At 40.6% G+C, this 23592-nt stretch carries 21 protein-coding genes and 1 pseudogene; 11 read left to right on the forward strand and 11 right to left on the reverse strand.

What is annotated here, in order from left to right:
• The first annotated feature begins 253 nt into the window (after positions 1-253).
• From H6G76_RS10450 to trpE, 3 genes are all read left to right on the forward strand, one after another.
• The gene (locus tag H6G76_RS10450) at positions 254-2287 is read left to right on the forward strand and encodes a DICT sensory domain-containing protein (RefSeq protein ID WP_242056364.1); all 2034 of its coding nucleotides are present in this window, start codon (positions 254-256) and stop codon (positions 2285-2287) included.
• 202 nt (positions 2288-2489) lie between these two features.
• Positions 2490-2909, forward strand: a complete 420-nt coding sequence (locus H6G76_RS10455) for a photosystem I reaction center subunit II PsaD (protein WP_190699418.1) — start codon at positions 2490-2492, stop codon at positions 2907-2909.
• A 128-nt stretch (positions 2910-3037) separates the two neighbouring features.
• Positions 3038-4567, forward strand: coding sequence for an anthranilate synthase component I (gene trpE / locus H6G76_RS10460; protein ID WP_190699421.1), 1530 nt, complete (start codon positions 3038-3040; stop codon positions 4565-4567).
• A gap of 295 nt (positions 4568-4862) precedes the next feature.
• Here trpE and H6G76_RS10465 read toward each other — a convergent pair.
• The 5 genes and pseudogenes from H6G76_RS10465 to H6G76_RS10485 all read right to left on the reverse strand — a co-directional run.
• Positions 4863-5096 (reverse strand): annotated as a pseudogene (locus tag H6G76_RS10465) (SDR family NAD(P)-dependent oxidoreductase); the annotation flags it as partial.
• 424 nt (positions 5097-5520) lie between these two features.
• Positions 5521-6189 (reverse strand): hypothetical protein, encoded by a 669-nt coding sequence (locus H6G76_RS10470; RefSeq protein ID WP_190699649.1) that lies wholly within the window; start codon positions 6187-6189, stop codon positions 5521-5523.
• Positions 6190-6418: 229 nt separating this feature from the next.
• On the reverse strand, positions 6419-7096 hold the full coding sequence (locus tag H6G76_RS10475) for a DUF2834 domain-containing protein (protein ID WP_190699427.1): 678 nt from the start codon (positions 7094-7096) through the stop codon (positions 6419-6421).
• Between the two features lie 114 nt (positions 7097-7210).
• Positions 7211-8287 carry a heat-inducible transcriptional repressor HrcA gene (gene hrcA, locus H6G76_RS10480; protein ID WP_190699429.1) on the reverse strand — a complete coding sequence of 359 codons (1077 nt, stop codon included), beginning with the start codon at positions 8285-8287 and terminating at the stop codon, positions 7211-7213.
• Positions 8288-8659: 372 nt separating this feature from the next.
• Complete coding sequence (locus tag H6G76_RS10485) at positions 8660-9019, reverse strand: rhodanese-like domain-containing protein (RefSeq protein ID WP_190699431.1); 360 nt, start codon at positions 9017-9019, stop codon at positions 8660-8662.
• Between the two features lie 118 nt (positions 9020-9137).
• On the opposite strand from H6G76_RS10485, the gene H6G76_RS10490 reads away from it, so the two are divergent.
• Together H6G76_RS10490 and H6G76_RS10495 are read left to right on the forward strand one after the other, a co-directional pair.
• Positions 9138-10772 (forward strand): DUF3352 domain-containing protein, encoded by a 1635-nt coding sequence (locus H6G76_RS10490; RefSeq protein WP_190699435.1) that lies wholly within the window; start codon positions 9138-9140, stop codon positions 10770-10772.
• A 228-nt stretch (positions 10773-11000) separates the two neighbouring features.
• The gene (locus tag H6G76_RS10495) at positions 11001-11492 is read left to right on the forward strand and encodes a hypothetical protein (RefSeq protein ID WP_190699438.1); all 492 of its coding nucleotides are present in this window, start codon (positions 11001-11003) and stop codon (positions 11490-11492) included.
• Between the two features lie 128 nt (positions 11493-11620).
• Here the strand turns inward: H6G76_RS10495 and H6G76_RS10500 are convergent, their stop codons facing one another.
• Entirely contained in the window at positions 11621-13402 is a 1782-nt protein-coding gene (locus H6G76_RS10500) for an ATP-binding protein (protein ID WP_190699441.1), read from the reverse strand.
• An 851-nt stretch (positions 13403-14253) separates the two neighbouring features.
• Between H6G76_RS10500 and H6G76_RS10505 the strand changes: the two genes are divergently transcribed.
• The 3 genes from H6G76_RS10505 to H6G76_RS10515 all read left to right on the forward strand — a co-directional run bounded on the left by H6G76_RS10505 (position 14254) and on the right by H6G76_RS10515 (position 16944).
• Positions 14254-16008 carry a ShlB/FhaC/HecB family hemolysin secretion/activation protein gene (locus H6G76_RS10505; RefSeq protein WP_190699443.1) on the forward strand — a complete coding sequence of 585 codons (1755 nt, stop codon included), beginning with the start codon at positions 14254-14256 and terminating at the stop codon, positions 16006-16008.
• A gap of 160 nt (positions 16009-16168) precedes the next feature.
• Entirely contained in the window at positions 16169-16339 is a 171-nt protein-coding gene (gene psb34 / locus H6G76_RS10510; protein ID WP_190699446.1) for a photosystem II assembly protein Psb34, read from the forward strand.
• A gap of 308 nt (positions 16340-16647) precedes the next feature.
• Positions 16648-16944, forward strand: coding sequence for a hypothetical protein (locus H6G76_RS10515; RefSeq protein ID WP_190699449.1), 297 nt, complete (start codon positions 16648-16650; stop codon positions 16942-16944).
• A gap of 76 nt (positions 16945-17020) precedes the next feature.
• Here the strand turns inward: H6G76_RS10515 and H6G76_RS10520 are convergent, their stop codons facing one another.
• The gene (locus H6G76_RS10520; protein ID WP_190699453.1) at positions 17021-17386 is read right to left on the reverse strand and encodes a hypothetical protein; all 366 of its coding nucleotides are present in this window, start codon (positions 17384-17386) and stop codon (positions 17021-17023) included.
• Between H6G76_RS10520 and H6G76_RS10525 the strand changes: the two genes are divergently transcribed.
• Complete coding sequence (locus tag H6G76_RS10525; RefSeq protein ID WP_190699456.1) at positions 17385-17528, forward strand: hypothetical protein; 144 nt, start codon at positions 17385-17387, stop codon at positions 17526-17528. The two genes, H6G76_RS10520 and H6G76_RS10525, sit on opposite strands and share 2 nt — an antisense overlap.
• A 172-nt stretch (positions 17529-17700) precedes the next feature.
• On the opposite strand, the gene H6G76_RS10530 is transcribed toward H6G76_RS10525, so the two are convergent.
• The 4 genes from H6G76_RS10530 to trxB all read right to left on the reverse strand — a co-directional run bounded on the left by H6G76_RS10530 (position 17701) and on the right by trxB (position 21355).
• On the reverse strand, positions 17701-18627 hold the full coding sequence (locus tag H6G76_RS10530; RefSeq protein ID WP_199337323.1) for an ROK family protein: 927 nt from the start codon (positions 18625-18627) through the stop codon (positions 17701-17703).
• Positions 18628-18671: 44 nt separating this feature from the next.
• Positions 18672-18872 carry a hypothetical protein gene (locus tag H6G76_RS10535; protein ID WP_190699458.1) on the reverse strand — a complete coding sequence of 67 codons (201 nt, stop codon included), beginning with the start codon at positions 18870-18872 and terminating at the stop codon, positions 18672-18674.
• A gap of 100 nt (positions 18873-18972) precedes the next feature.
• Positions 18973-19869, reverse strand: a complete 897-nt coding sequence (locus tag H6G76_RS10540) for an ABC transporter permease (protein WP_190699461.1) — start codon at positions 19867-19869, stop codon at positions 18973-18975.
• Positions 19870-19984: 115 nt separating this feature from the next.
• Positions 19985-21355 carry a thioredoxin-disulfide reductase gene (gene trxB / locus H6G76_RS10545; protein WP_190699463.1) on the reverse strand — a complete coding sequence of 457 codons (1371 nt, stop codon included), beginning with the start codon at positions 21353-21355 and terminating at the stop codon, positions 19985-19987.
• A gap of 171 nt (positions 21356-21526) precedes the next feature.
• Here trxB and H6G76_RS10550 point away from each other — a divergent pair, with 171 nt between their 5' ends.
• Both H6G76_RS10550 and H6G76_RS10555 read left to right on the forward strand, forming a co-directional pair.
• Positions 21527-22861 (forward strand): class I SAM-dependent methyltransferase, encoded by a 1335-nt coding sequence (locus H6G76_RS10550; protein ID WP_190699466.1) that lies wholly within the window; start codon positions 21527-21529, stop codon positions 22859-22861.
• Between the two features lie 111 nt (positions 22862-22972).
• The gene (locus tag H6G76_RS10555) at positions 22973-23530 is read left to right on the forward strand and encodes a type IV pilin-like G/H family protein (RefSeq protein WP_190699469.1); all 558 of its coding nucleotides are present in this window, start codon (positions 22973-22975) and stop codon (positions 23528-23530) included.
• Positions 23531-23592 lie beyond the last annotated feature (62 nt).

Consider the following 23592-nt stretch of genomic DNA (forward strand, 5'->3'; position numbering starts at 1 on the left):
TAAAGAAAGTTATAGTAGCTTTGCCTTATGCAGTTCGGCCGAAGTAATTTGCCATCTCAACGCTAGAAGTCCCAAACTCCAGACCAAACAGTATTGAGTAAATGCAAATCCTTTTTACAGCCTTTATGAACAGTGCAGTTTAGGATTCTTTACATAATGCAACTGTTTCCTTGGCTTGAGAGTCCATTGTAGTTTGTACAATGCAGCTGTGACGTGGAATTTTTCTGTGAAAGTGGCTCCTTAAACAATATTCATGAGCATTTCGACTTCCGTGCTGAGTGATCTGCTACAGTCCATCCCTTACCTCCGTCCCCAGCTATATTTCAAAGCTTCGTTAACGGCCCTCTCCCATGCAATGGAAGATCAGGTTTTGGCTGCGACTTTAGACAAGCCCTTGGTCATTGCTAGCTTTCAGCGAGAACGATATTATCGCCAAGAAGCTCATCGCTATCAACGCCTAGCACAGCGTAGTAATCAAATATACGTTTTATCTGCACCAGAAACGGAATTTGCTAATAGCTCGGAATACTACGAAAAGGTGGCTTTTGAAGCAGATGATGCTTTAACACAAGAGTGGCACTTAGTAGTGATTGCTGATAACTATGCTACTTGCTTAGTATGTCGGGAAAGCCTGGGTTCGATTGCCAAAAATCAGCAAGTACCAGAGTTTAGCACTGGTCTGGATATGGACACAGCGCGCAGGTTTGAGGGTATTTGGACATCAGAGCGGGGAGTTAGTATCAAAGCCGCACAATTGCTATTAGACAGGATTTTAGTTTATAGACCAGAACTAGCCAGCAAAATTAAGGAGGCACGCCAACGCTTTGGCATTGGGGAGCCAAGAACTTACTCTCAAATCGGACAACCTGAATTTGCCTGTGATATTGATACAGACCCATTTGTGCAGCGATTGGTGACTTATCTGCAAGCTAGTCAGTATAAATTGCACAAAGCCTATCGCTCGATTATTGCCCAGGCACAAAAAGAACGCTTGGTTAATTCTATTAGTACAGCGATTCGGCGATCGCTCGATCCGCATCAAGTACTGCAAATTGCTGCCCAAGAACTGGGGCAACATTTAGGGGCTAATCGCTGTTTAATTTACCGCGCTCAAGCTACACAAGGCCAAGCCACAATTGAACATGAATTCTTGACTCCTAGTATTTTATCTGTCTACGGGCAAACCTGGGAGTTAGATAACAATGCCTTATTTCAAGAAGTTGTTCAACAAGGTGAAGGCGTTTGCGTAGCGGATACCGCCAATGATCTGCGGATCAGTAGTTCAAAAGTGCTGACCTTGATAGCAAAAAAATTTAGTATTCGTTCTTGGTTGATAGAACCAGTGCTATCTCAAGGGCGATTACTAGGCATAATCGAATTACATTATTGCAGCTTACCTACCCATCACTGGCAAGCTGGGGAATTTGATTTAGTCAAAGCGATCGCCACCCAAATCGGAGCCGCCCTAATTCAAGCAGAAGCTTACGCCAACCTAGAAGAACTCAACAAACAACTAGAAGCCCTTGACCGCACCCGCAGCAACTTGATAGCTATCACAGGACACGAACTGCGTACCCCTCTATCTACCATTCAAGTTTGCTTAGAGAGCCTCGTCAGTGAGCCAGATATGCCTTTGGAATTACAGCAGATAATGTTGACCACCGCCCTGGCTGATTCCGAACGGATGCGGAAACTAGTACAAGATTTTCTCACCCTTTCTAACCTCGAAAGTGGCCGCGTAGAATGGCATCCAGAATCGCTCACATTACAAGAGTGTGTAGATTTAGCCCTGAGTCGGACTCGCACTCGCGCCACAATGGACGAACCACCCAAAATTAAAACGCAAATTGCTGAAAATCTGCCTTTAGTCAAAGCAGATGGCGATTGGCTAGTGGAAGTATTAGCCAAACTGATAGACAACGCCTGTAAATTTACTCCATCCAATGGAAAAATTTCTATTAAAGCGGCTCAGAATGGCTCTCAGATGGTTGAAGTGACAGTGGCCGACACCGGACGCGGTATCGAACCAAACCGTTTAGAAGTCGTGTTTGACCGCTTTTATCAAGAAGAGGGGGCTTTACGGCGTACCGCAGGCGGTACAGGTTTGGGGCTAGCAATTTGTCGGCAAATTGTCAATGGTTGGGGTGGGGAAATTTGGGCAGAGTCAAAAGGTAAAGACCAAGGTAGCCAGTTTCATTTCACTATTCCCATTGCCCACCAGGAGGCAGGGGGCAGGAGAGCAGGGAGCAGGGGAGCCAGTGTGTTGGGCGGCTCTGCCGACTTGTAGCGACTGGCGTGGACAGGAAACAGGGATGAATGACCTATTGCTTGGCTAATAGTCAATAGTTATTGGTAATTTGTAATGAAAAGTAACAAATAGCCAATCGACAAATGACCAATGACAAACAACTGTTACAGACTATGACGCGATCGCAATATGATCGTAATGGCGGTGTTACGATGCCCTAAAAACCTTGAGAGATTGTTCTATGGCAGAAACACTTTCTGGACAAACCCCACTGTTCGCCGGTAACACTGGCGGCTTGCTAAACAAAGCAACAGAGGAAGAAAAGTACGCTATCACTTGGACTAGCCCCAAGGAGCAAGTATTTGAATTACCTACAGGTGGCGCTGCTACTATGCGTCAAGGTCAAAACTTGCTTTACTTAGCTCGTAAAGAATATGGCATTTCGTTGGGCGGTCAACTCCGCAAGTTCAAAATCACAGATTACAAAATCTACCGGATTTTAGCTAGCGGAGAAACCACTTTTATTCACCCAGCTGATGGTGTCTTCCCTGAAAAAGTTAATCCAGGCCGTGAGAAAATGCGTTACTCAGACCGTAGGATTGGCGAAAACCCCAGCCCAGCAAAACTTAAGTTTAGTGGTACAGCTACCTACGATGCCTAGGGACTAGAAGGGACAGAGGAAGTATGAAGTGTGAAGTGTGAAGTATGAAGTCTGAAACTTTATCCTTGAGATTTCATGCTTTTGCTTCCTAGTCCCTAACCCATTCAACCTAATCTCTGTAGTAATCTATGATTTTTCCCGATTTCGCTGATTTCTCTGCGTTAGCTTTGCAAGGTAACTTTGTCCCGGTGTATCAGGAATGGGTAGCAGATTTAGATACACCTGTCTCTGCGTGGTACAAAGTTTGTGCAGGTCAGCCTTATAGCTTTTTGCTAGAATCGGTAGAAGGCGGTGAAAAAATCGGACGCTATAGTTTTGTAGGTTGCGATCCGCTATGGGTGCTAGAAGCCAGGGGAGATAAAACAACTCAGACCCATCGTGATGGTTCGCAAGTTGAGTTTGCAGGTGATCCTTTTACGGCTTTAGCCCAATGTTTAGAACCTTATCATCCAGTCAAGTTACCACAACTACCGCCGGGAATTGGCGGCTTGTTTGGGTTTTGGGGCTATGAATTGATTCGCTGGATTGAACCGCGTGTACCTGTCCATCCACAAGATGAGCGCAATATCCCTGATGGGTTGTGGATGCAAATAGACCATTTGTTAATTTTTGACCAGGTGAAACGCAAAATTTGGGCGATCGCCTATGCTGATTTACGTAATGTAGAGACGTTAAATTTAACGTCTTTACAAGCAGCGTATCAAAAAGCCTGCGATCGCGTCACCAATATGGTCAGCAAGCTATCTCTACCACTGTCACCGCAAAAAACCATCTTTGAATGGACACCTCCAGGCAGTCAGAAAGCTGGACAAACAGAGGTAGAATACAGCAGCAACTTCACCCGCGAAGAATTCTGCGCCAGTGTACAAAAAGCAAAAGACTACATCAAAGCAGGTGATATCTTTCAAGTCGTGATTTCTCAGCGACTCTCTACCCAATACACAGGCGACCCCTTTTCTCTTTACCGTTCCCTGCGTCAGATTAATCCTTCGCCGTACATGGCTTATTTCCACTTCCAAGATTGGCAGATTATTGGTTCCAGTCCAGAAGTGATGGTAAAAGCCGAATGCGACCCTGATGGGGAAATTGTCGCCACAGTGCGTCCTATCGCAGGGACGCGTCCACGCGGTAAAACAAGCAAAGAAGATGCAGCTTTCGCCGAAGATTTACTCCAAGACCCTAAAGAAAGAGCCGAACACGTCATGCTGGTTGACTTAGGAAGAAATGATTTAGGGCGAGTTTGCGAAAGTGGTAGCGTGAAAGTTGATGAATTGATGGTAGTGGAACGCTACTCTCATGTGATGCACATTGTGAGCAATGTGGTAGGAAAATTAGCACCCAATAAAACCGCCTGGGACTTACTCAAAGCTTGCTTCCCTGCGGGGACAGTTAGCGGCGCACCCAAAATTCGGGCGATGGAAATTATCAACGAATTAGAACCAAGTCGCAGGGGTGTTTATTCTGGGGTGTATGGACATTACGATTTTGAAGGACAATTGAATAGTGCGATCGCTATTCGCACAATGGTAGTAAGAGATAATATCGTCAGTGTTCAAGCTGGCGCAGGTTTGGTAGCTGATTCTGAGCCAGAAAAAGAATACGAAGAAACGCTGAATAAAGCCAGAGGTTTACTAGTAGCAATTCGCTGTTTACGTTAACGTAACTCCGATAAACCTCACCCCAGCCCCTTTCCACGTCGGAAAGGGGCTTTAAATCACCTTCATACCAACGAACAATTGAACCTTTAAAGCTTCTCGTCTGGTAGCAAAAAGATTTGGAGAGGTTTTTTTAAACCGTCGAACTCATACCAATTCAAATAATGTTTGCGACAGATACCCCACCCGCCTGACGGCACCCTCTCCTTGGCAAGGGGAGGGTTGGGGAGGGGTCTTATTTATGTGTCGCATTCTTTTTTCAAATTGGTATCACATTAATTGTGATCATTTTTTAACGATAATATTCCAACGCTTTCTGCATTAAAGTGTTTACTTCAGATGGATTTCTCACATCGCAAGTAACAATTAGTGGTGCTGCGCTACCCAAATTTTGCACTTCTTGAGCTACAGCCTGTAAGGTATCTATGTTAAGAGACGTTAGCACTAGATCATATCCTTTACGGGCAAATAAAAGAGCAGTTGCTTTGCCAATACCTTGCGAAGCACCAGTAATTAATACGGTAGGAGCCATAATTTTAGCTAGAAATATTCGGAACTTTATATTAGTTTGATTAAAAAAAATTAAAATACCTTCTAACTTATGTAGTATTTTACTAAAGAATTTAGAAATACTTATTAATGATTCAAATTAAACTAATAACTTTGAAAATAACAAAATAGTTATTAAACCTTTGTGGTATTACTGGTCTATGAAATCTCTTTCTCAAGGTTTACTTATTATTTGAAACTATAGACAGATAATAGTATTTACTTGGCTAACTAGTATAAAAACTGTAATTATATTATTTTAGTTGCTTATAATGCACATTAATCATGAATAATGAGATTCCTTTAAAGTTGGAAACTCCGAAAACAACGGGGTTATAGGAGAATATATAAATCCTATAACCCCTTTCTTAATATTTTGCGATCGCTCAACGATTATCTACTCAAGTTCATCTATTTGCCACAGCAAACTCTTGACCAACATTTGCTTGCAAAGATGGGCGTAGACAAAGATAAGCCAGCGAGCCAAGTAACGGGAGAAGTGATACTATCCAAAAAACTGTAGGATTATTCCAGCGACGACGCACCATATCATCACCCAGAACTGTGGGTAATAAAAGACAGAATAGGCAGAATGCTAAACTCATACCATTAATAAAGCGATCGCTTTGAAATTGCTGCACAAAATCTGCCCAATTACCTAACAAGCCATAGGCAATTATCACAATAGTACTAAAGCTCAAAATTATCCCGAACAAGCGAGAATCTAACAGATGCAAAAACGCATCTTTTTGTCCAGAAAATTCTTGATTGGATTCACGCAAAGCCAAATATGGTAAAAGCCCCAACACACCTGAACCTACTGATGCTAAAGCAAAAGGCCAAAACGGAATCCATTGCATTCTGCCATCGATGAACAGCAACCCACTGTAAATTAAAAGCCAAATTCCAACCAGAGAAAATAACGAAAGAATAATGGGATTAATCTCAGCCCAATTAAAAGTAACTATATTTTTTAGTAGTGTTAGGGTTTCTTCAATGTGTAGAGGAGGGGCAAACAACACAATATAACTTATGAATCCAATCCATATTAGCCACAATATAAGTTTTTTTGTCATCATATTTTATTAAGTCAGCCGAACACCTAAATTATTCTCAACAATTTCAAAGGATGCAAAGCTCTAAAGGCAGAGAAAAAATATAGTATGCAGGAAATAATTCAGTCTGATGAATATTAAATGTTTCCGCCACAAGATAGATAAAAAGTATGAAGTATGAAATTAAAGAAACCCGGCTTCTTTGAAAAGTCGGGGATACTGTTGTTATGTTTTTTGAATGAGTGAATTGTTAATTAATAGCCGTTTGTTTGTTGGGTATGCCTGTTGCATCCACTTCTGGTAAATTTGGGCGTACACACAAATAAATCAACGGCCCAAATAACGGAACCGAACTGATTAACCAAAATATTTGAGGATTTTTCCAACCCCGACGCGCCATATCATCTATTAGTAACACCGGAAATAACAAGCATAGTAGGCAAAAATCTAAACTCATCACATGGATAAAGCGGTTAGTTTGCCACTGTTGGATAAAATCTTGCCAATCTCCACCTTGTAAACCATAAGCAACTATTATGCTTGCCATTACTGTAAGTAAAATACCAGTAATACGGGAATCTAGCAGCTTGATCAAAATACTTTTTTGACCAACAAAGTTTTGATTTGGTTCTCTTAGAAATAAATAAGGCAATAATGCAAATGCACCAACACCAAAAGAGGCAGTAGCAAACGGCCAAGCTGGGATTTTTTGACCTCTACCGTCAGCAAATACTACTGCACTGTAGATGAGAGGCCAAACACCCATGATATTGAATAACGAAACAATTAAAGGATTAATCCCTTGCCACTGACCAAAAGAAAGTTTCTTGATTAACTCGAATGTGTCAGGTTGATTTGGTGGTGCTAAGAAAAAAGCATAAATAGCCAACACAACCCAAAGGGAAAAAAGTACTACTTTCCTCAACATAGCGATCGCTAAAACATCTGTTATAGCAATTGAAGCATAGTTTAGGTCATAAGCTGACGGTAAAACCCAGACACAAAAAGACTTTCAAGCCTGTTGCCTGATATGTTGATTTACTTAGCTAAAAGCTTCTGAGAGGTAATCTGCGGCGGCGGTTACTACTGCGATCGCACTTTCGTAATCTAGCCGTGTTGGGCCTAAAACCCCTACACTACCTATAGGCACAGAACCTCGGCGGTAGGTAGAAGAAATTAAGCTACAGGTGCGTATCGGCTCTAATGGATTTTCAGCACCAATACGCACTGTCACCCTAGATTTACCTGCATCTTCTGTCTCTGGTTCATCAAAGATTAATTGCCATAGTTTGTCTTGTTCTTCTTCTAACAATTGCATAATTGTTTTTACTTGCTGCAATTGCGAAAATTCTGGCTGACGCAAGACTTCTGCTACACCCCGCACCATTATTTGTGTTGTAGTTGGTGCTTGAGTGCGACGGCTTAATTCAGCAACTGAACTTTTCAAAAATTCTCCGTAACGTTGAAATTCTTGAGCTAATTCGCTCCAATCTAGGTTAGCTATTTCTAATAGACTCCGCCCTCGCAAGTGGCTATTTAAAAAGTTAGAAACAATCTGCAATTCACGATCAATTACTTCTGGCTCAATTGGTGAATCTTGATTTTTTGAAGCCAAATCCATCACTTTAGAATGAGTTTCATAACCATCTGTAACCACAATCAGCATGATTCTACCCGCTTCAATTTGCAGCAATTGCAAATGTCGCACCACTGCTGTCGAAGTTTGCGGCATCGTAATCAAGCTAATACAACCACTTAATGTAGCTAATATCTGCCCTGCTCCGTGAATAAGGGCTTCTAAACTCCAATCTTCCCAATGAAGACGCTGTTGAAATGACAGTTCTACTGCTTTGGCCAATGATTCAGAAGGTGTAATTAACTGATCAACATAGATGCGATAGCCTGAGTCGGAAGGTACTCTTCCAGCAGAGGTGTGTGGTTGATAAAGTAGCCCTGATTTTTCTAACGCACCCATGACATTCCGAATGGTGGCCGAGCTAACACCAAGGTCGTACTCTTCAACTAAAACTTTTGATCCAACAGGTTCTGCTGTAGCAATGTAGTGACGTACTGTTGCCCAAAGTATGTGCTGTTGTCGATTTGTCAACTGGACTTCCATAAGGTATGTATTACTGAAAGCAAATGTTAAGTAAGGTTTGAAAAAATTTTTTGTGCTAATGCAAAAAAAAGATTAATATTAATTAAGTAAGATGGCAAAATATGTATTTACATTATAGTTACTTATAGCAACATTTTCAGATTGCTATTTTTGAACTATTAAATATTTCCCGCAAAAAAGCTTATTTACAATTTAAAATTTTTTAATTATTAAGTATCTTCCCACAAATTACATAAATTAGTTGTATTGTTCGCTACTTATTTTTCTCACTATTTGAGATAGATGTCGTCAGGATAAATGCTGATTATGTAAGAGTGTGGGAAGCAGGGAGCAGAGGATAATAACTTTTGACTATGGACTAATGACCATTGACTAATATTGCGGAATTGCTGGATCAACTAGTTGAGAATAGGCAGCAATACCACCTGCAATATTTTTGACATTGGTAAATCCTTGAGCAACCAACCACTGACACATCTGAGCAGAACGAACACCGTGGTGGCAGAGTACGAGGGTTTCCGCTTCCGGATTTAACATAGCAAATATTTGTTGGTTCCAGTCGGCGAATTCACTTAATGGTAAGTTAACAAACCCTGGAAGATTAGCGATCGCTAATTCTTGTGGCTCACGCACATCTACTAACTGAATACTTGCATCACTAGCAGCTAAACGTTCTGCTAATTCCTTAACACTAATCTGAGTCATGGTTTGACCAAAAGATTTATCTGTCATGAAGTTTTTGTAAACGAGCTTATACATTTATGTTTACAGAAAATCTTTCCCTTAGCATGAGCATCCATCCTCACTAATTCTGGTTAAATGGCTGTGAAACTAAGTATTTAATAGGTTTATGGTGAATCGGCAAAACTCATTCTTTGGTTTTATTGTGGCGGGTGCGATCGCACTTTTATTAATTGCGATCGCCGGTTTTTGGTTTTCTACCAAAAGCCCAGTGAACCTAGTCGCCTCCACCTCCCAGCCTGGTGCAGCCATCTTCGTGTCGAAACTCTCTCCTGTGATGGTATCGTTACTCACCAACCCCGACCGCTTGCAAGCCTTAGAACGGGAGGGGGAAATTTCTAAAATCAAAACTAGTTTATTGGCTAAGAGTGGGATAGATTATCAAAAAGATGTTCAGCCTTGGCTAGGTAACGAAATTACATTAGCCGTCACCACCACAGATATAGACCGCGATTCCAGTAACGGCAAACAACCAGGATATCTCATGGCTGTAGCTACCAATAAACAAGAAAAAAGCCGCGAGTTTATCGATTTGTTGTTTTCTAAGCGGGTATTAGCTGGTGGTAAATTAGATGTAGAAGAATATCAAGGTGTCAAAGTGCTTTATGACAGCCAACTCTCAGCCGCAGTGGTTGGCGATGGCTTTGTTTTATTTGCCAATAATCCCAGCGTTGTCAAGGATGCAATCAACAATGTCCAAGCACCTGACCTCAATTTAACTAGTTCTCCCCAATATCAAAAAGCCACCCAGCAGTTACCTCAAGTTTCCTTAGGGGTAGCTTTCTTAAATTTGCCGATCATTGCCCAATGGCAAGGTTTAGAACTACCAGAACCAATCTACGATAGTGAAATTATTTCTCTGGGGTTAAACTCTAAAGGTTTATTGGCAGAAACCAGTTTTTTAACTGCATTAGAACTTACGCCGCCATCATCACCATTAATCAAACCAGTAGGGGCGTTGAAATATATCCCAGCATCGGCGGGGTTGGCAATTTCCGGCGCAGATTTAAGCAATTTGGGTGATAGCGATTTAGCCAAATTATGGACACAAATTAAAACAGCCATCTCCGGTTCAGGAACAGATGTGATTTCCAGATTGGTAGCACCATTAACCCAAGTGCAGAAAACCTGGGGGATTAACTTTGCACAAGATATTTTTAGCTGGGTGAAAGGAGAATATGCGATCGCACTTTTACCTCGTGCAGAACAAACTCTTCCTGATTGGGTTTTTGTGGTGGAGAGAACAGAGGGTGTACCCGAAGCTATTGCGAATTTAGATGCGATCGCATCTAAGAGTGGACTTAGCAGCAGTAACCTGAATTTAGATCAACAAAAAATCTCGGCTTGGACACAGTTAACAGCTAAACAAACCCAAGCCAAAGACCGTCCCTCGTTCGCCATTGAAGCTAAAGCCCAAGGGATACATACAACTTTAGACAATTACGAAGTTTTCACTTCCGACTTGGCAACAATGAACGAAGTTCTCATAAGTAAAGAAAAATCCTTGATTAACGATCGCAATTTTCAAAACAGTGTAGCTGCGATTCCTCAACCTAACCAGGGATATTTATATCTTGATTGGGCAAAAAGTCAAGGGATTTTAGAACGACAACTACCTGTTTTGAAACTGATAGAAGTATTGGGTAAACCATTTTTTAACAACTTGCGATCGCTTACCGTCAGTAGTTACGCTAGCGAAATAAATGCACTGAAAGGCGGTGTCTTCTTACAGCTTCAAGAATAGTTAAAAAGTATGAAGTATGAAGTATGAAATTAAGCAAGAATAAGGCAATAAAAGTTGTACTATGACAACTCCAAAATCATGAATGATTTAATTTCAGACTTCACACTTTATACTTCATACTTCTGTGCCACATTAAGATGTGACACAGACACACCAAATTCTTATAAAATAACTTAATTACAATATGTATATATAACTACAATTATTCAAGCCTGTTGGAGGGCTACTATGAAGGACTGTCGCCCCCGACTTAACCAGCAAATCGGCTGGGTTTTAGCTGTCCTAGCTGCTGTAACTACTACACCAGTAATAGCAGAGACACCAAATTTTGGTAAGTTCAGTCTGTTACCGGGCTTTGAAGCTTCTCAAGGTAAATTTTCGGGCTATACGGGTGGTTCTTATTCCGTGTCTGCCATTAGTAACCGCGATCGTGATAAAAACGCTTGTATTGGCTTTGCTGATCCTAAACCAGATCACATAATGGTACTAGAAAAAGACTTTGAGCATCTGAGAATACTGGTTAACACTGGTGATGCCGATACAACTTTACTGATTCAAGGGCCAGACGATAACATAATTCGTTGTGGTGATGATACTGGTAAGAGTAAAGATGCCAGCATTGACGATCGCAATTGGAAAAAAGGTACTTATCAAATTTGGGTAGGTACATTTAATGCGGGTGTCAAGCGTAAGTATACGCTGACGGTTCAGCAGTTATAAATAAAGTTTGAAGTCTGTAGACACTCTTTGGGAGGCTTCCCGTACCCCTACGGGGAAGCAAGCTTTTAGCCCGGTGAGTACGTCAACTTCTAGGACTGAACCAAAATATAAAAAATCCCAAATCCATCTCAAGTGGCTGGTGTGAATACTGTTACTGGCCTACTATGAACTGTAGTTGCGCCAACAGTATTAATGGGAGCTTTAAAGCTAAAAGAAGCTCCTGTGAGAATGTTTTTTGGTGATTCAGAATTTTTGCGAGAAGCGAGCGGAATCTGAATGTAAAAAGTAGTGCCTTGTCCAGGTTCAGATAGACATTCAATGATACCGTTGTGTTTTTCGATAATTTGGCGACAAATTGGCATCCCTAAACCAGTACCTTTACCGACAGGTTTTGTGGTAAAAAAAGGTTCAAATAAGCGATCGCGTACTGCTTTAGTCATCCCTGCACCATTATCTTGAATCCGAATCACTGCACTAGGAGAATTTGCAGATGCGTTGCTATGTTCTAATGAGGTGCTAATAGTTATGATACCTTCTTTTTCTTGACCTTCAACGGCATCGATCGCATTAGCAATAATATTCATAAATACCTGATTAAGTTGGCTGGGATAGCATTCCACTAAAGGCAGCACATCATAATTCTTGATTACTTCAATCCCAAATTTTCCACATCTTGTCTTTAAACGATTATTCAAAATCAGCAGTGTACTGTCTATACCTTCATGAATATCTGTCACAGTCATCTGAGCTTGTTCTGAGCGGGAAAAGTTGCGTAAAGACAAAACAATCTCACGCACACGCTTAATTCCTAAACTCATCGAACCGATCAGCTTAGGCAAATCTTCAGTGAGAAAGTCTAGATCAATTTCCTCTGTGATGGCTTGAACTTCAGGTACGTAACTACAATTATTTTGATAACTTTGTACTAAACGCAATAAATCATCAACATATTGTTGAGCATGGCTAATATTGCCGCTAATAAAGTTAACTGGATTATTAATTTCATGGGCAATTCCTGCTACCAACTGCCCCAAGCTCGACATTTTTTCACTTTGAATTAACTGCGCTTGTGTTTGCTGCAATTCATGGAGCGTATTTTGTAGTTGTTGCGCTTGAGTTTGGGCGATTTTCACAGCTTCACAGCTTTGCTCATAGAGTAGTGCTTTTTCTATTGCTACTCCAGCTTGCATTGCTAATATACTTAATAGTTTTAAGTCTCTGGTTGTATAGTTGATAGGAGTTTCGCTGCCAATGACAATTGCACCAACTACTCGTTCTTCGACTTTAAGTGGCACACAAATCAAGGAATTAAATTGTTTCCCTTCACCAGCAAATATCGGATAAGTTACTATATTATTAACTATTTCTCCTCTGCCCATCTGGACAATATTACCAATAATGCCTTCGCCTAATTTTATTGGGGTTTTGAGGTAACTAATACCACCTATTTCAGCCAGAATTTCAAAGATATTTGTCTTTTTATTTAACAATAAAATAGCACCACCAGTTGATGGGATTAATTGTCCAGCCTCTTGAATTAGTAGTCGAGACACTTGTTTAAGATTCAGGCTAGCAGTAACTTGAATAGAGATATCATGAAGTAAATCAATTTCTTGATACCTTTCTAGTAATTCATGAGCTAGATTTTTTTTCTCAAATTCTTGTTTCAGTGCATATACAAGTAATGAAACAACACCAGCAGCATTTTGCGAACCGTTTACCCACCCAATCAATTCTCCAGAGAACTCTACAGGATGTTTAATAAATACAGATTTATCTGCTGTACCAAATAATGTTTTACCTGCTGTGTCTTCTATGTTAAATTGACTACCAATCGTGTTAGCAAAATCATCTAAAAGAGCAATGATATCTTTTTTGGAAATCAGCTTTTTAAAATCAACTTTTAACATCTGCACCCACCTTTATCCCATTTAGGATTTTGCTTAACCAAAAGGTTTATGAAGTCGGAAACTTAGCAAATAATAGCTAACAAAAGTATTATTTTAATTATAATTAGACAAATAAAAATTATTAAAATAAAAATAAACTAGACTCACGATCTTTTGACTCCTATTTCATTCTAGGAAATTTTTATCTCTGTTAGTCACCACTAGTTAATTTTTAAAATCTGGGTGTAACATCAATAAACCTAAACTAAAGTCCCTATTCTTATAGTTACCATTAACTATAAAACTTTTGAGTGAGGCAAAAATCAAATATATTTTACACAGAATTTGCTGCTATTATAAAATTTTAATTTAATAAATTTCACCGTAAATTCATTGATTTTTTGATTGTAAGTGAATATACATAGGTTGCATCCTCAACAGGATGTGTTAGAAATTAAATTTTAGATTAGCCCAAGCAAATAGAAGTTTTCTGTGGTAGGAACTACAAAGTTACGGTTTTTGAGGCAGAAGGCAGGAATTCTGTACTCTTCATTATGTAGCGCGCTGTGAACTGCTGACCGTATTCCACAGGAGAAGTCAAAGGATAGGACATTACAAATTACGAATTGATATAACTGCTAAATGCTGCTGAAGTTCATCTAAGTAGCAACGTACCATTACTTTTTGAAAGTTGCTGGGGTAGCCTTAGCAGTAGCAGATATGAATTGCTTAAACTGTCAAGTATAAAATTTGACGGTAGCGAAGGTGATGCAAATTCGTAGGGAGGCAAAACAGGCGATCGCTTTCATCATAAGTCCTTGAGTAATGGATAAACTCCCAATTCGCCATTTTTTATCGCTAAAAAAATTAATATGCCAAATTTACAGTATCTAAATTATATTATTTCACTACTAAAAACCATACGTTGGCTGACTGCTAGCTTAATTTTTAATTGTGTCTGTGTACTTTTGACTCAGCCATCACTAGCACAAGCACCAAATCCAGCCGGAAACCCTAACCAAGACCGCTTTCCGCAACCAGGAACAATTCCAGAACCCTTACTGCCGCAATCAGAACCACCTATTCAGCCAGCGCCTACTCCTACCCCAGAAATTCCGACATCCGAAAGTTCACAGACTATTAGAGTAGAAAAAATTATCGTCATTGGCAGTACCGTATTTACCGCAGAAAAATTTAAACAGATTACTCAGCCAGCAGAAGGGCGTAATGTCACCATAGAAGAATTACGTAAAATTGCTGATGCTATAACTCAGCTTTATCTTGACATAGGTTACATTACCTCCAGAGCAATTTTGGTAGATCAAACAGTGAATAATGGGGTAGTAGAAATTCGGATAATTGAAGGTATTGTTGAAAAAATTGAAGTTCAGGGTACGAAACGCTTAAACCCAGAATATGTGCGATCGCGTCTAGCTTTAGGTACGGGTAAGCCACTGTTAACATCTGCATTAGAAGACCAATTGCGATTACTACGGGCTGATCCTCTATTATCTAACGTAGAAGCGAGTTTACGTGCTGGTAGTGGTGTTGGTCGAAGTATTTTGATAGTACGTGTGACAGAAGCACAAAACTTCAACGCATTTTTAGGTGTTGACAACTATTCTCCCCCCAGCATCGGTTCGGAAAGATTGGGTGTAAATGCTAGTTATCGCAACCTTTCAGGTAATGGTGACGAAATAGCAGCATCTTATTACCGAACAACCCAGGGAGGCGCAGATATTTTTGATTTTAATTATCTTGTGCCTTTAAATCCGATGAATGGCACGTTACAACTGAGAACATCGTTTAATAATACTAATGTTGTTCAAGAGCCGTTTAAGAGTTTAGATATAAGTGGTGAATCGCAACTATACGAAATTAGTTTTAGACAACCACTATTAAGAACACCCCGCGAAGAATTTGCGCTATCTCTAGGTTTTACGGCGCAGAATGGTCAAACCTTTACCTTTGCTGGAGCGACACCCTTTGGTTTTGGCCCTGATGAAGAGGGTAACAGTCGCACCCGTGTAATTAAATTCGGACAAGATTATGTGCGGCGAGATGTTAACGGTGCTTGGGCGTTGCGATCGCTATTAAGCTTTGGACTTGGTATATTTGATGCCACAATTAACTCAGATCCTATCCCCGATGGGCGTTTTTTTAGTTGGTTGGCACAAGTCCAACGGGTGCAAAGCTTGAGTACAGATAACATATTAATTGCTCAAGCTGAGTTACAACTTACGCCTAATGGCTTGTTACCCTCCCAGCAATTTGTCGTTGGTGGTGGTCAGTCAGTACGTGGCTATCGTCAAAACGTCCGTGCTGGTGACAACGGTGTGCGATTTTCCTTAGAAGACCGCCTAACAGTGCAACGAGATGTAGCGGGTAACGCCACACTGCAAGTTGCTCCCTTTTTTGATATGGCCTACATCTGGAATGTAGATGATAATCCCAACACTTTACAACGTCAAAAATTCATCGCTGGTTTGGGTCTAGGGGTTTTATACCAACCACTACCGCAACTTGATATCAGGCTCGATTATGGTGTTCCCTTGGTAGATCTAGATGATCGAGGCAGAAATGCTCAAGATGATGGTTTTTACTTCAGTGTCGGGTATCGATTGTAGAGGTTTTAAGTAGGGAAACAGGTGTAGCTGATTGAATCACTGATCCTGATTAGCGAATTTTAATAACGCTATCAGCCTTTTTTTGTCAAGTCATGTTGACGATTTGTAACAATATTGTTATACTTATTTACATAAGTTAATAAATAGCAATAAAAAAACTATGTACACCACAGTTAATGAAAACGGCGTTCTCAACAACTACCCCACTGAACCCCAGGTATACTACGCTGAGTACCCCGCAATTTGGGAACAACGGAACTACGTTATACAGGGTGCGATTGCAGCTGTGTTTGTTACTACTCTAGTTTTGCTTGCGTCTGCGGTTAGCTAATATTTGTAAATTTCAGTATCGGCATCTCCTATAAACCCAAAGGACTTCTGATGTAAACCTCGGTAATTAAAGCCGGGGTTTTTGGTGTTTGGGAGTGCGATTCATTGGTTGACCATCACATTGAAATTTTTACCTTGCATAGCAGTCATAAATCATTTGAGAACAGTGTTTTAAACTTTCGTTTTGGAGCGATCGCATTGTTTAAAGAATATTACAAACATCAATTCAGCAAAATTTTGGAATTGCCTCTAAAGCCATCAGACGGTCTTAGTGAAGATACTGTTCAAACAAAATTAATATAGCAGTGATTGATAATTCTTCAAGCACTTTTTGATTACTATGTATTAGCAGGGCAGCATTGGATTAACAAAAATCACAACTGCCTTTTAAATATAGAAGAACTAGAATGGATTGACGATAAACTTGGATTCATGGAAGAGAATCAAGGAATTACTTACTGGGGAATTTTGAAGACTGACCTGAGCAAAATAAATCCTATAGTTTGGCAATGTTTCAATGCCGATCAACTCGAATGGTATGAGGAGAGTTACCAATTAAGGGAATTTCTGATAACAATGTGGAAGTGGACTATTACCGAACAATAACCTAAATCTGCACTGGATAAGTCAGTGCAGATTCAAAAACCTAATGCAAATTTAAAGAAAGTTGACCAACTTTTGCTTATCTGTTGACATTTTCATCTACGCTATTTGCGCTTCTCTTAGCAGTATCGGGATAAACGCCACCAAATTGTTTTACAGCCTCAGCTGATTCTTTGGCAATTCTTTGAACGCGTTTGCCAGGAGCATCTTCTGTTTGGCGGGCTTCTCTATTCCACTCACCTGTGGTTTTTGGTCTGTCGGCGTTGTCTTGATGTACTACTCTATCAAGCTCTTTAGTTACAGCCTTAGTGTTGCCACGGTCAGCATTAACATTGGTTGTCAGCACTATAAATCCAACTAGAACAACAGCCAAAAAACGCTTTGCTTGAAGTCCATTAAGCAGGGAACTGATTTGAGAAAATGCTTTAGAGATTAACTTTATCATGACCAGACTGTACTCCATTATTTTTACGTTTTTGGAACTCCTCGGCTGGCTGGAAATAGATGTTAGTAATGAAATTCAGCCAAATCCCAACCTTTTAATTAGCCAATTAGCTCTTTTAACCACATATAAAGATTATCTGTAAAAAGCTAAGTATTCCTCTAGCAGAAGTCAGAGCTTATTTCTGCCCAAGAGATGCATATTTAAGGTTATATAGCCCAAAACACGAATTGCACTGCGATTAACATATCTATCTAAAGTAATAGTGGTATGGTTTTTAAATTCGCAGATAGCCAGTAAATAAAGTATAAATTTTTTTAAAAAGCAACCTTCTGCCATGCTAATTTTGCCGCACCTACAATTCCAGCAGAATTACCCAACTCTGCTGGCAAAATGTGTAAACCTGTACGAGATGTAGGCATAACTCGCCGCTCAATTTCTGCCTTGGCTGCTGGTAAGAAAAACTCAAAACTCGCACTAACGCCGCCACCAATAACGATCGCTTCTGGTGTGAGGACGTAAACTAAACTAACTAAACCAATACCCAAATCTCTGCCATATTCTTGCCAAAAAGCTAAAGCATCAGCATCTCCTGCTTGAGCAAGTTCACCTAATTGGGCCGGTTCCTTCCCAGTGCGGCGACGAATGGCAATAACTGAAGCATATTGTTCTAAAGAACCTTGATTGCCACTGTTGCACATTGGGCCGTCGGGGTTAAAGCTAATTAAACCTAATTCTCCAGCTGCGCCTTGGTGTCCAATAAATAGCTTTCCATCCAGAATAATTGCTCCACCAACCCCTGTACCTAAGGTCAACATGATAAAATTTTGAAAGTGGCGACCCGCACCCAACCAAGCTTCTGCCACTCCTGCACAGTTAGCATCGTTAGCAATCACAGTGGGTTTGCTTGTTTTCGCCTCTAACCATTCAGCCAAAGGTATATTGTGCCAGCCAGGTAGATTAATAGCGATTTTGGCAATACGTCCAGTCGCATCAGCCGGGCCAGGAGTACCAACACCAATGGCAATAGTTTGATTATCAGGGTCAATTTGCGCGATCGCATCTACTATTACCGCCAAAACTGCCTCTGGTGTCGCCGGTTGAGGAGTAGGCACAGTTAAATATTTTGCACAACTACCATCTTGGCTGAACCGCCCTAACTTAATTGCTGTTCCCCCAATATCAATACCAATTACTTCCGGTTTATCCACAATTGCACATCCAACATCTAAGTTGCGATTCAGCACTGTATCATATAGTTACTGAATCTACATCTAAGAGAAATATTTTACTTTTGCTTTTCTAGGATGTAATCGGTTGTTTCTTCAGAACGTACAGACGCAACCTGAAAATTATTCATTGAGTAATAATTAATACTTGATTGTCCTTGCAAAGCTGTGACTGGTGTACCGCGCAAAATTCCAGACAAAGCTATAGATAGCATAAACCCACCAGCAGCAGCAGCAATTAAAGTAAGGTTATCTTTCACACTAATCTCTCAGTATAAATTACAAATTTGGTCAAAAGTCAATAGTCAAGAGTAGTTGACTTTAACCATTAACCAAGGACAAATGACCATTGACTATTGACTATTTCCGAATCCTATTTTCTCCCCGTAAACGAGGATTGACAAATTCATTTAACCCTTCTCCAAGTAGGGATAACCCTACTACCATTAGTGTCATCGCTAAACCAGGAAATAAAGTAGTCCACCAAACTCCTGTAGGTAGTGCTTCGAGAGCTTGTTTTAAATCATGCCCCCATTCTGGCACTTCTTCTGGTAGCCCTAAGCCTAAAAAGCCTAAACCGCCCAATACTAAGATTGCATCGGCGGCGTTGAGGGTAAATAATACAGGTACACTTTGAATAACGTTGAAAAATAGATAGCGAGACAGAACAGTCCAGGTAGAAGCACCCATTGCTTGCGCTGCTTCGATGAATACTTCTGTTTTTACACTCACGGTATGATTACGAACAACCCGGTAATATTGAGGGACGTAAGCAATACTAATAGCGATCGCAGCATTTAATATTCCTCTACCAACAACAAATGCCAGCGTTACAGAAAGTAATAATCCCGGTAAGGTGTAAATGCTATCCATGAGAAACAGCAATACCTTATCTAAGTTACCGCCAAGATAGCCACTTACCATTCCCAAAGGTACGCCGATAATCATACTTAGCGCGGTGGCTAAAATGACTACTTGTAAAGCGGCTTGCGCGCCAAACAACGTACGAGAAAATACATCATGACCCAAGCGACTAGTACCAAACCAATGTTTAGCGGATGGTGCTTCTTGAATAGGGTTAGAAAGAAAATCTTTGGGGTTTTGTAGCCATCCCCAAGCCTGCAATACCGGGGTAAAAAATGCCAGAAAAATAAAAAACAGGGTGATGGCTAACCCGATGATCATTAATTTCTGCGAAAGGTTGGAATTTTTAGCAAAACGTAAAAAAGTTGGCAGTTGCCGTTTAGTAATGGTCATGTGCGATCGCCTGCATAGAGCAAGATACGCTGACCATTGTACATAGGTGAGTAGAGAGTGGGGAGTAGGGAGTAGGAATTAGAAATATTCCTCCCTATTCCCCATTCCCTACTCCCTAAAGATTGCTTTCAATCAACTGGCGATACTCGCTCTTTTGCTTCACACCTTTAACTTCCTTCAGTAGGTCTTTGTCTTTGAAAAATTGCACTGTTGGTGTACCTGTCACGCCAGCGTTTTCCGCAATCTCGCGGTCTTTATCGATGTCAATTTCGACAAAGTGAATTTTGCCGTCGAATTCATCCACGACTTTATTTAGTATCGGCTTCAAAGTATGACATGGGCCACAACCGGGCGCGACATATTTGACAATGAGCAGGCGATCGCTTTCGTGGAATAATTTACGTAAAGCGTAACCACCTTCATGGCGCGTTGCATTTAAATCAAACCCTGCTTCCTGTTCAGCTTCAGTTTTTTGCTGTACTGGCTCATGTTCTAACTCATTATTAATTGTTGGCTGTTGATGGAACTCTTGAATTAAACCATTAGAAGATAACCAACGTTCTGCCAACAACGCCGCCATACAGCCAGTACCCGCAGCTGTGATTGCTTGGCGATATTCATGGTCTTGCACGTCACCAGCAGCATAAACGCCTTCTACACTAGTTTCGACAGAACCATCTTTGGTGACGATGTAACCCACCTCATCTAGTTCTAGTTGTCCCTGAAATAAAGAAGTATTAGGTCTGTGACCAATGGCGTAGAATAATCCTTTAGCATGGATTTCGCTTTCTTCACCCGTTTTGTTATTGCGGACTTTCACCCCATCCATGTGACCATTACCGAACACATCCACAACTTCTGTATTCCAATGCACTTGGATTTTGGGGTTACTCAAAACTCGGTCTTGCATAGCTTTAGAAGCCCGCATTTTATCAGATCGCACCAACAGATTTACCTTGGAACCGTACTTAGTCAGGTAAATCGACTCTTCCGCCGCCGAGTCACCAGCACCAATTACCGCCAACTCTGCACCGTGGAAAATTGGTGTTGCACCATCGCAAATCGCACAAGCAGAAATCCCGCGACTCCAAAATAGATGTTCACTATCTAAACCTAAACGCTTTGCCGTCGCACCAGTGGCAATAATCAAACTGTGGGCTTTAACTTCTCTTTCTTCTGAGCGCACAGTAAACGGACGCTGGCTTAAATCAACAGATATCACATCCTCAGTATATAACTCAGCCCCCCAACGCTCTGCCTGCGCCTTCATACGATCCATTAGTTCAGGCCCAGTAATACCTTGAGGGAAGCCGGGAAAGTTTTCCACCTCAGTGGTTGTCATGAGTTGTCCACCCGGTAAACCCCCTGCTTGGAATCCCTCAAACACAACAGGTTTTAAGTTAGCTCGTGCTGCATAGATGGCAGCAGTATAACCTGCTGGCCCGGAACCGATAATCACTACGTTTTCTACAGTTGGGTTAGACATATGTTTATAACGAACTCATAACGACTACGTTTAATATAACATAACCATCGTGTGAGAGCAAAGGCACATAAATGGGAATACTCAAACTTAAGCCAATTCTTTTTGGTCTTGCTACTGCTAAAGGCTATGTGGACAGACTGCGAAGAATGCAATCACAGGAGCAATTTACCTATGACTAACCCAACATCAGACTTAAAAGAAAAAATTCGTCAGCAGTTTGAAGCAACTCCATATCCTAATAATTCCCTAGAGGAATCCCCTAAAAACAAGCTGAACTTACTATACGTTTATAATTTTGTCACACCTTTTTATTTAAGAAACCAAGAACTTATAAATACTAAAGATAAACTTATTTTAGATGCGGGTTGTGGTTCTGGTTATACATCATTAGCTTTAGCAGAGGCAAACCCCGATGCCAAGATAATTGGTGTTGATTTATCAGCAGAATCTGTAAAATTAGCCCGTCAGCGATTGCAATATCATGGCTTTGATAATGCAGAGTTTTATACACTTTCCATCGAAGATTTATCACAGTTAGGAATGCAATTTGATTACATCAACTGTGATGAAACCCTTTATTTGTTGCCAGAACCAGTCTTGGGTTTGCAAGCGATGAAATCTGTTTTACAACCGCATGGCATTATTCATACTAATCTACATAGTTATCGCCAGAGATTTTTTTATTACCAAGCTCAAGAACTATTTCAACTAATGGGATTCTTGGACGATGCTCCCCAACAATTTGAAGCTGAATTAGTTAGAGAAACGATGCGAGCTTTGAGAGATGATGTTGTACTCAAGCAAAAAGTCTGGGATGACACATTTGAACAATCACCTAGCCTAGCTTTAATTAATCATTTACTCCAAGGAGACAAAGGCTACACAGTTAAGCAAATGTTTACCATGCTGCAAGCTGCTGACCTCGAATTTATCAGTATGGTGGAATGGCGACACTGGGAATTAATAGATTTATTCAAAAATCGAGATGATTTGCCAGCATTTTTAGCCATGAGTCTACCCGAACTGTCTATTGAAGAGCAGTTACATATATTTGAACTGTTACATCCTGCTCATCGTTTACTAGATTTTTGGTGTGGTCATCCAAACCAAGCAAACTTACCTGAAAGAGTTGCTGAGTGGACATTGAGAGACTGGCAAAGTACTAAAGTACATCTCCACCCCCAATTAAGAACAGAACAAATTAAACAAGATTTAATTAACTGCATTGCTCAAGGCCGTTTATGGTCTGTTGGTAACTATATAAATCTTCCGTTGAAGGGGCCTGTAGAGTTAGACCCTACCTTAGCCGCTTGCTTGCTACCTCTATGGGAGGGAGAACAACCATTCGACTCTCTAGTACAACGATGGCTAGTGATTAAGCCAATAAATATTGTCACTTTAAAACCGACCAGTTACGAACAAGCTTGCTATCAAATACAAAGTCTTTTGAGCAAACTGGAAGTCTTTCTGTACGTTCTCTTAGAACGCGGTGTCTACAATTCATAACCACATTTCCAGAATTTTTCAGTGGGGATGATATGAAACCGAAAACAAGTGGGTAAATTAAGCCCAGAGGTTAAGAAAAATACATTTGACCCCCCTAAGGAGAATCTATAAATGAAGCCCGCCATCAAACCAGAACTTCAAGCTAAATTCTTACAACACCTCAACAATCGTAAAAATAAAGCCGAAGAAGGTTTTACATTAATTGAATTGCTCGTAGTAGTAATTATTATCGGTGTTCTTGCTGCGATCGCTCTACCTTCTTTGCTCGGTCAAGTTAACAAAGCCAAGCAGTCAGAAGCTAAAAACAACATTGGTGCAATCAACCGCGCTCAACAAGCTTACTTTTTGGAATACCAAGCATTCAATACTGACTTAACTCAATTGGGTATTGGTATCAAAACCCAAACCGACAACTATGGCTACACCAGCGTAATTAACGGTGCTACTAGTGGTGCCAACATTGCTGTGATCTCTCATAATGCATTGTCCCTAAAAGCTGCACTCAAAAGCTATGTAGGCGTTGTAGGTACTGCACAAGGTGCTGGTTCAACTAGTGAAGCTTTGACAGTAGCATTTGCTTGTGAGTCTAATGACCCAGGTGTAGTAACTACTCCCATTACTGGTACAGGACTTGGTTGCCCAGCAAACTACAAATCTCTAGCAAGATAAGCAACAAATAAGAAAAGGTTGTTGGATAGGTACTTTTTTAGAAGTGGGTAGTCTTCAATTAA

It is taken from the genome of Nostoc sp. FACHB-152 (genome assembly GCF_014697475.1).
Taxonomy (GTDB): domain Bacteria; phylum Cyanobacteriota; class Cyanobacteriia; order Cyanobacteriales; family Nostocaceae; genus Nostoc_B.

Excerpts from the sequence above, each read along its gene's own strand:
- H6G76_RS10450 (WP_242056364.1), top strand. The coding sequence starts at position 254 with ATGAGCATTTCGACTTCCGTGCTGAGTGATCTGCTACAGTCCATCCCT.
- H6G76_RS10455 (WP_190699418.1), top strand. The coding sequence starts at position 2,490 with ATGGCAGAAACACTTTCTGGACAAACCCCACTGTTCGCCGGTAACACT.
- trpE (WP_190699421.1), top strand. The coding sequence starts at position 3,038 with ATGATTTTTCCCGATTTCGCTGATTTCTCTGCGTTAGCTTTGCAAGGT.
- H6G76_RS10470 (WP_190699649.1), bottom strand. The coding sequence starts at position 6,189 with ATGACAAAAAAACTTATATTGTGGCTAATATGGATTGGATTCATAAGT.
- H6G76_RS10475 (WP_190699427.1), bottom strand. The coding sequence starts at position 7,096 with ATGTTGAGGAAAGTAGTACTTTTTTCCCTTTGGGTTGTGTTGGCTATT.
- hrcA (WP_190699429.1), bottom strand. The coding sequence starts at position 8,287 with ATGGAAGTCCAGTTGACAAATCGACAACAGCACATACTTTGGGCAACA.
- H6G76_RS10485 (WP_190699431.1), bottom strand. The coding sequence starts at position 9,019 with ATGACAGATAAATCTTTTGGTCAAACCATGACTCAGATTAGTGTTAAG.
- H6G76_RS10490 (WP_190699435.1), top strand. The coding sequence starts at position 9,138 with ATGGTGAATCGGCAAAACTCATTCTTTGGTTTTATTGTGGCGGGTGCG.
- H6G76_RS10495 (WP_190699438.1), top strand. The coding sequence starts at position 11,001 with ATGAAGGACTGTCGCCCCCGACTTAACCAGCAAATCGGCTGGGTTTTA.
- H6G76_RS10500 (WP_190699441.1), bottom strand. The coding sequence starts at position 13,402 with ATGTTAAAAGTTGATTTTAAAAAGCTGATTTCCAAAAAAGATATCATT.
- H6G76_RS10505 (WP_190699443.1), top strand. The coding sequence starts at position 14,254 with ATGCCAAATTTACAGTATCTAAATTATATTATTTCACTACTAAAAACC.
- psb34 (WP_190699446.1), top strand. The coding sequence starts at position 16,169 with ATGTACACCACAGTTAATGAAAACGGCGTTCTCAACAACTACCCCACT.
- H6G76_RS10525 (WP_190699456.1), top strand. The coding sequence starts at position 17,385 with ATGACCAGACTGTACTCCATTATTTTTACGTTTTTGGAACTCCTCGGC.
- H6G76_RS10520 (WP_190699453.1), bottom strand. The coding sequence starts at position 17,386 with ATGATAAAGTTAATCTCTAAAGCATTTTCTCAAATCAGTTCCCTGCTT.
- H6G76_RS10540 (WP_190699461.1), bottom strand. The coding sequence starts at position 19,869 with ATGACCATTACTAAACGGCAACTGCCAACTTTTTTACGTTTTGCTAAA.
- trxB (WP_190699463.1), bottom strand. The coding sequence starts at position 21,355 with ATGTCTAACCCAACTGTAGAAAACGTAGTGATTATCGGTTCCGGGCCA.
- H6G76_RS10550 (WP_190699466.1), top strand. The coding sequence starts at position 21,527 with ATGACTAACCCAACATCAGACTTAAAAGAAAAAATTCGTCAGCAGTTT.
- H6G76_RS10555 (WP_190699469.1), top strand. The coding sequence starts at position 22,973 with ATGAAGCCCGCCATCAAACCAGAACTTCAAGCTAAATTCTTACAACAC.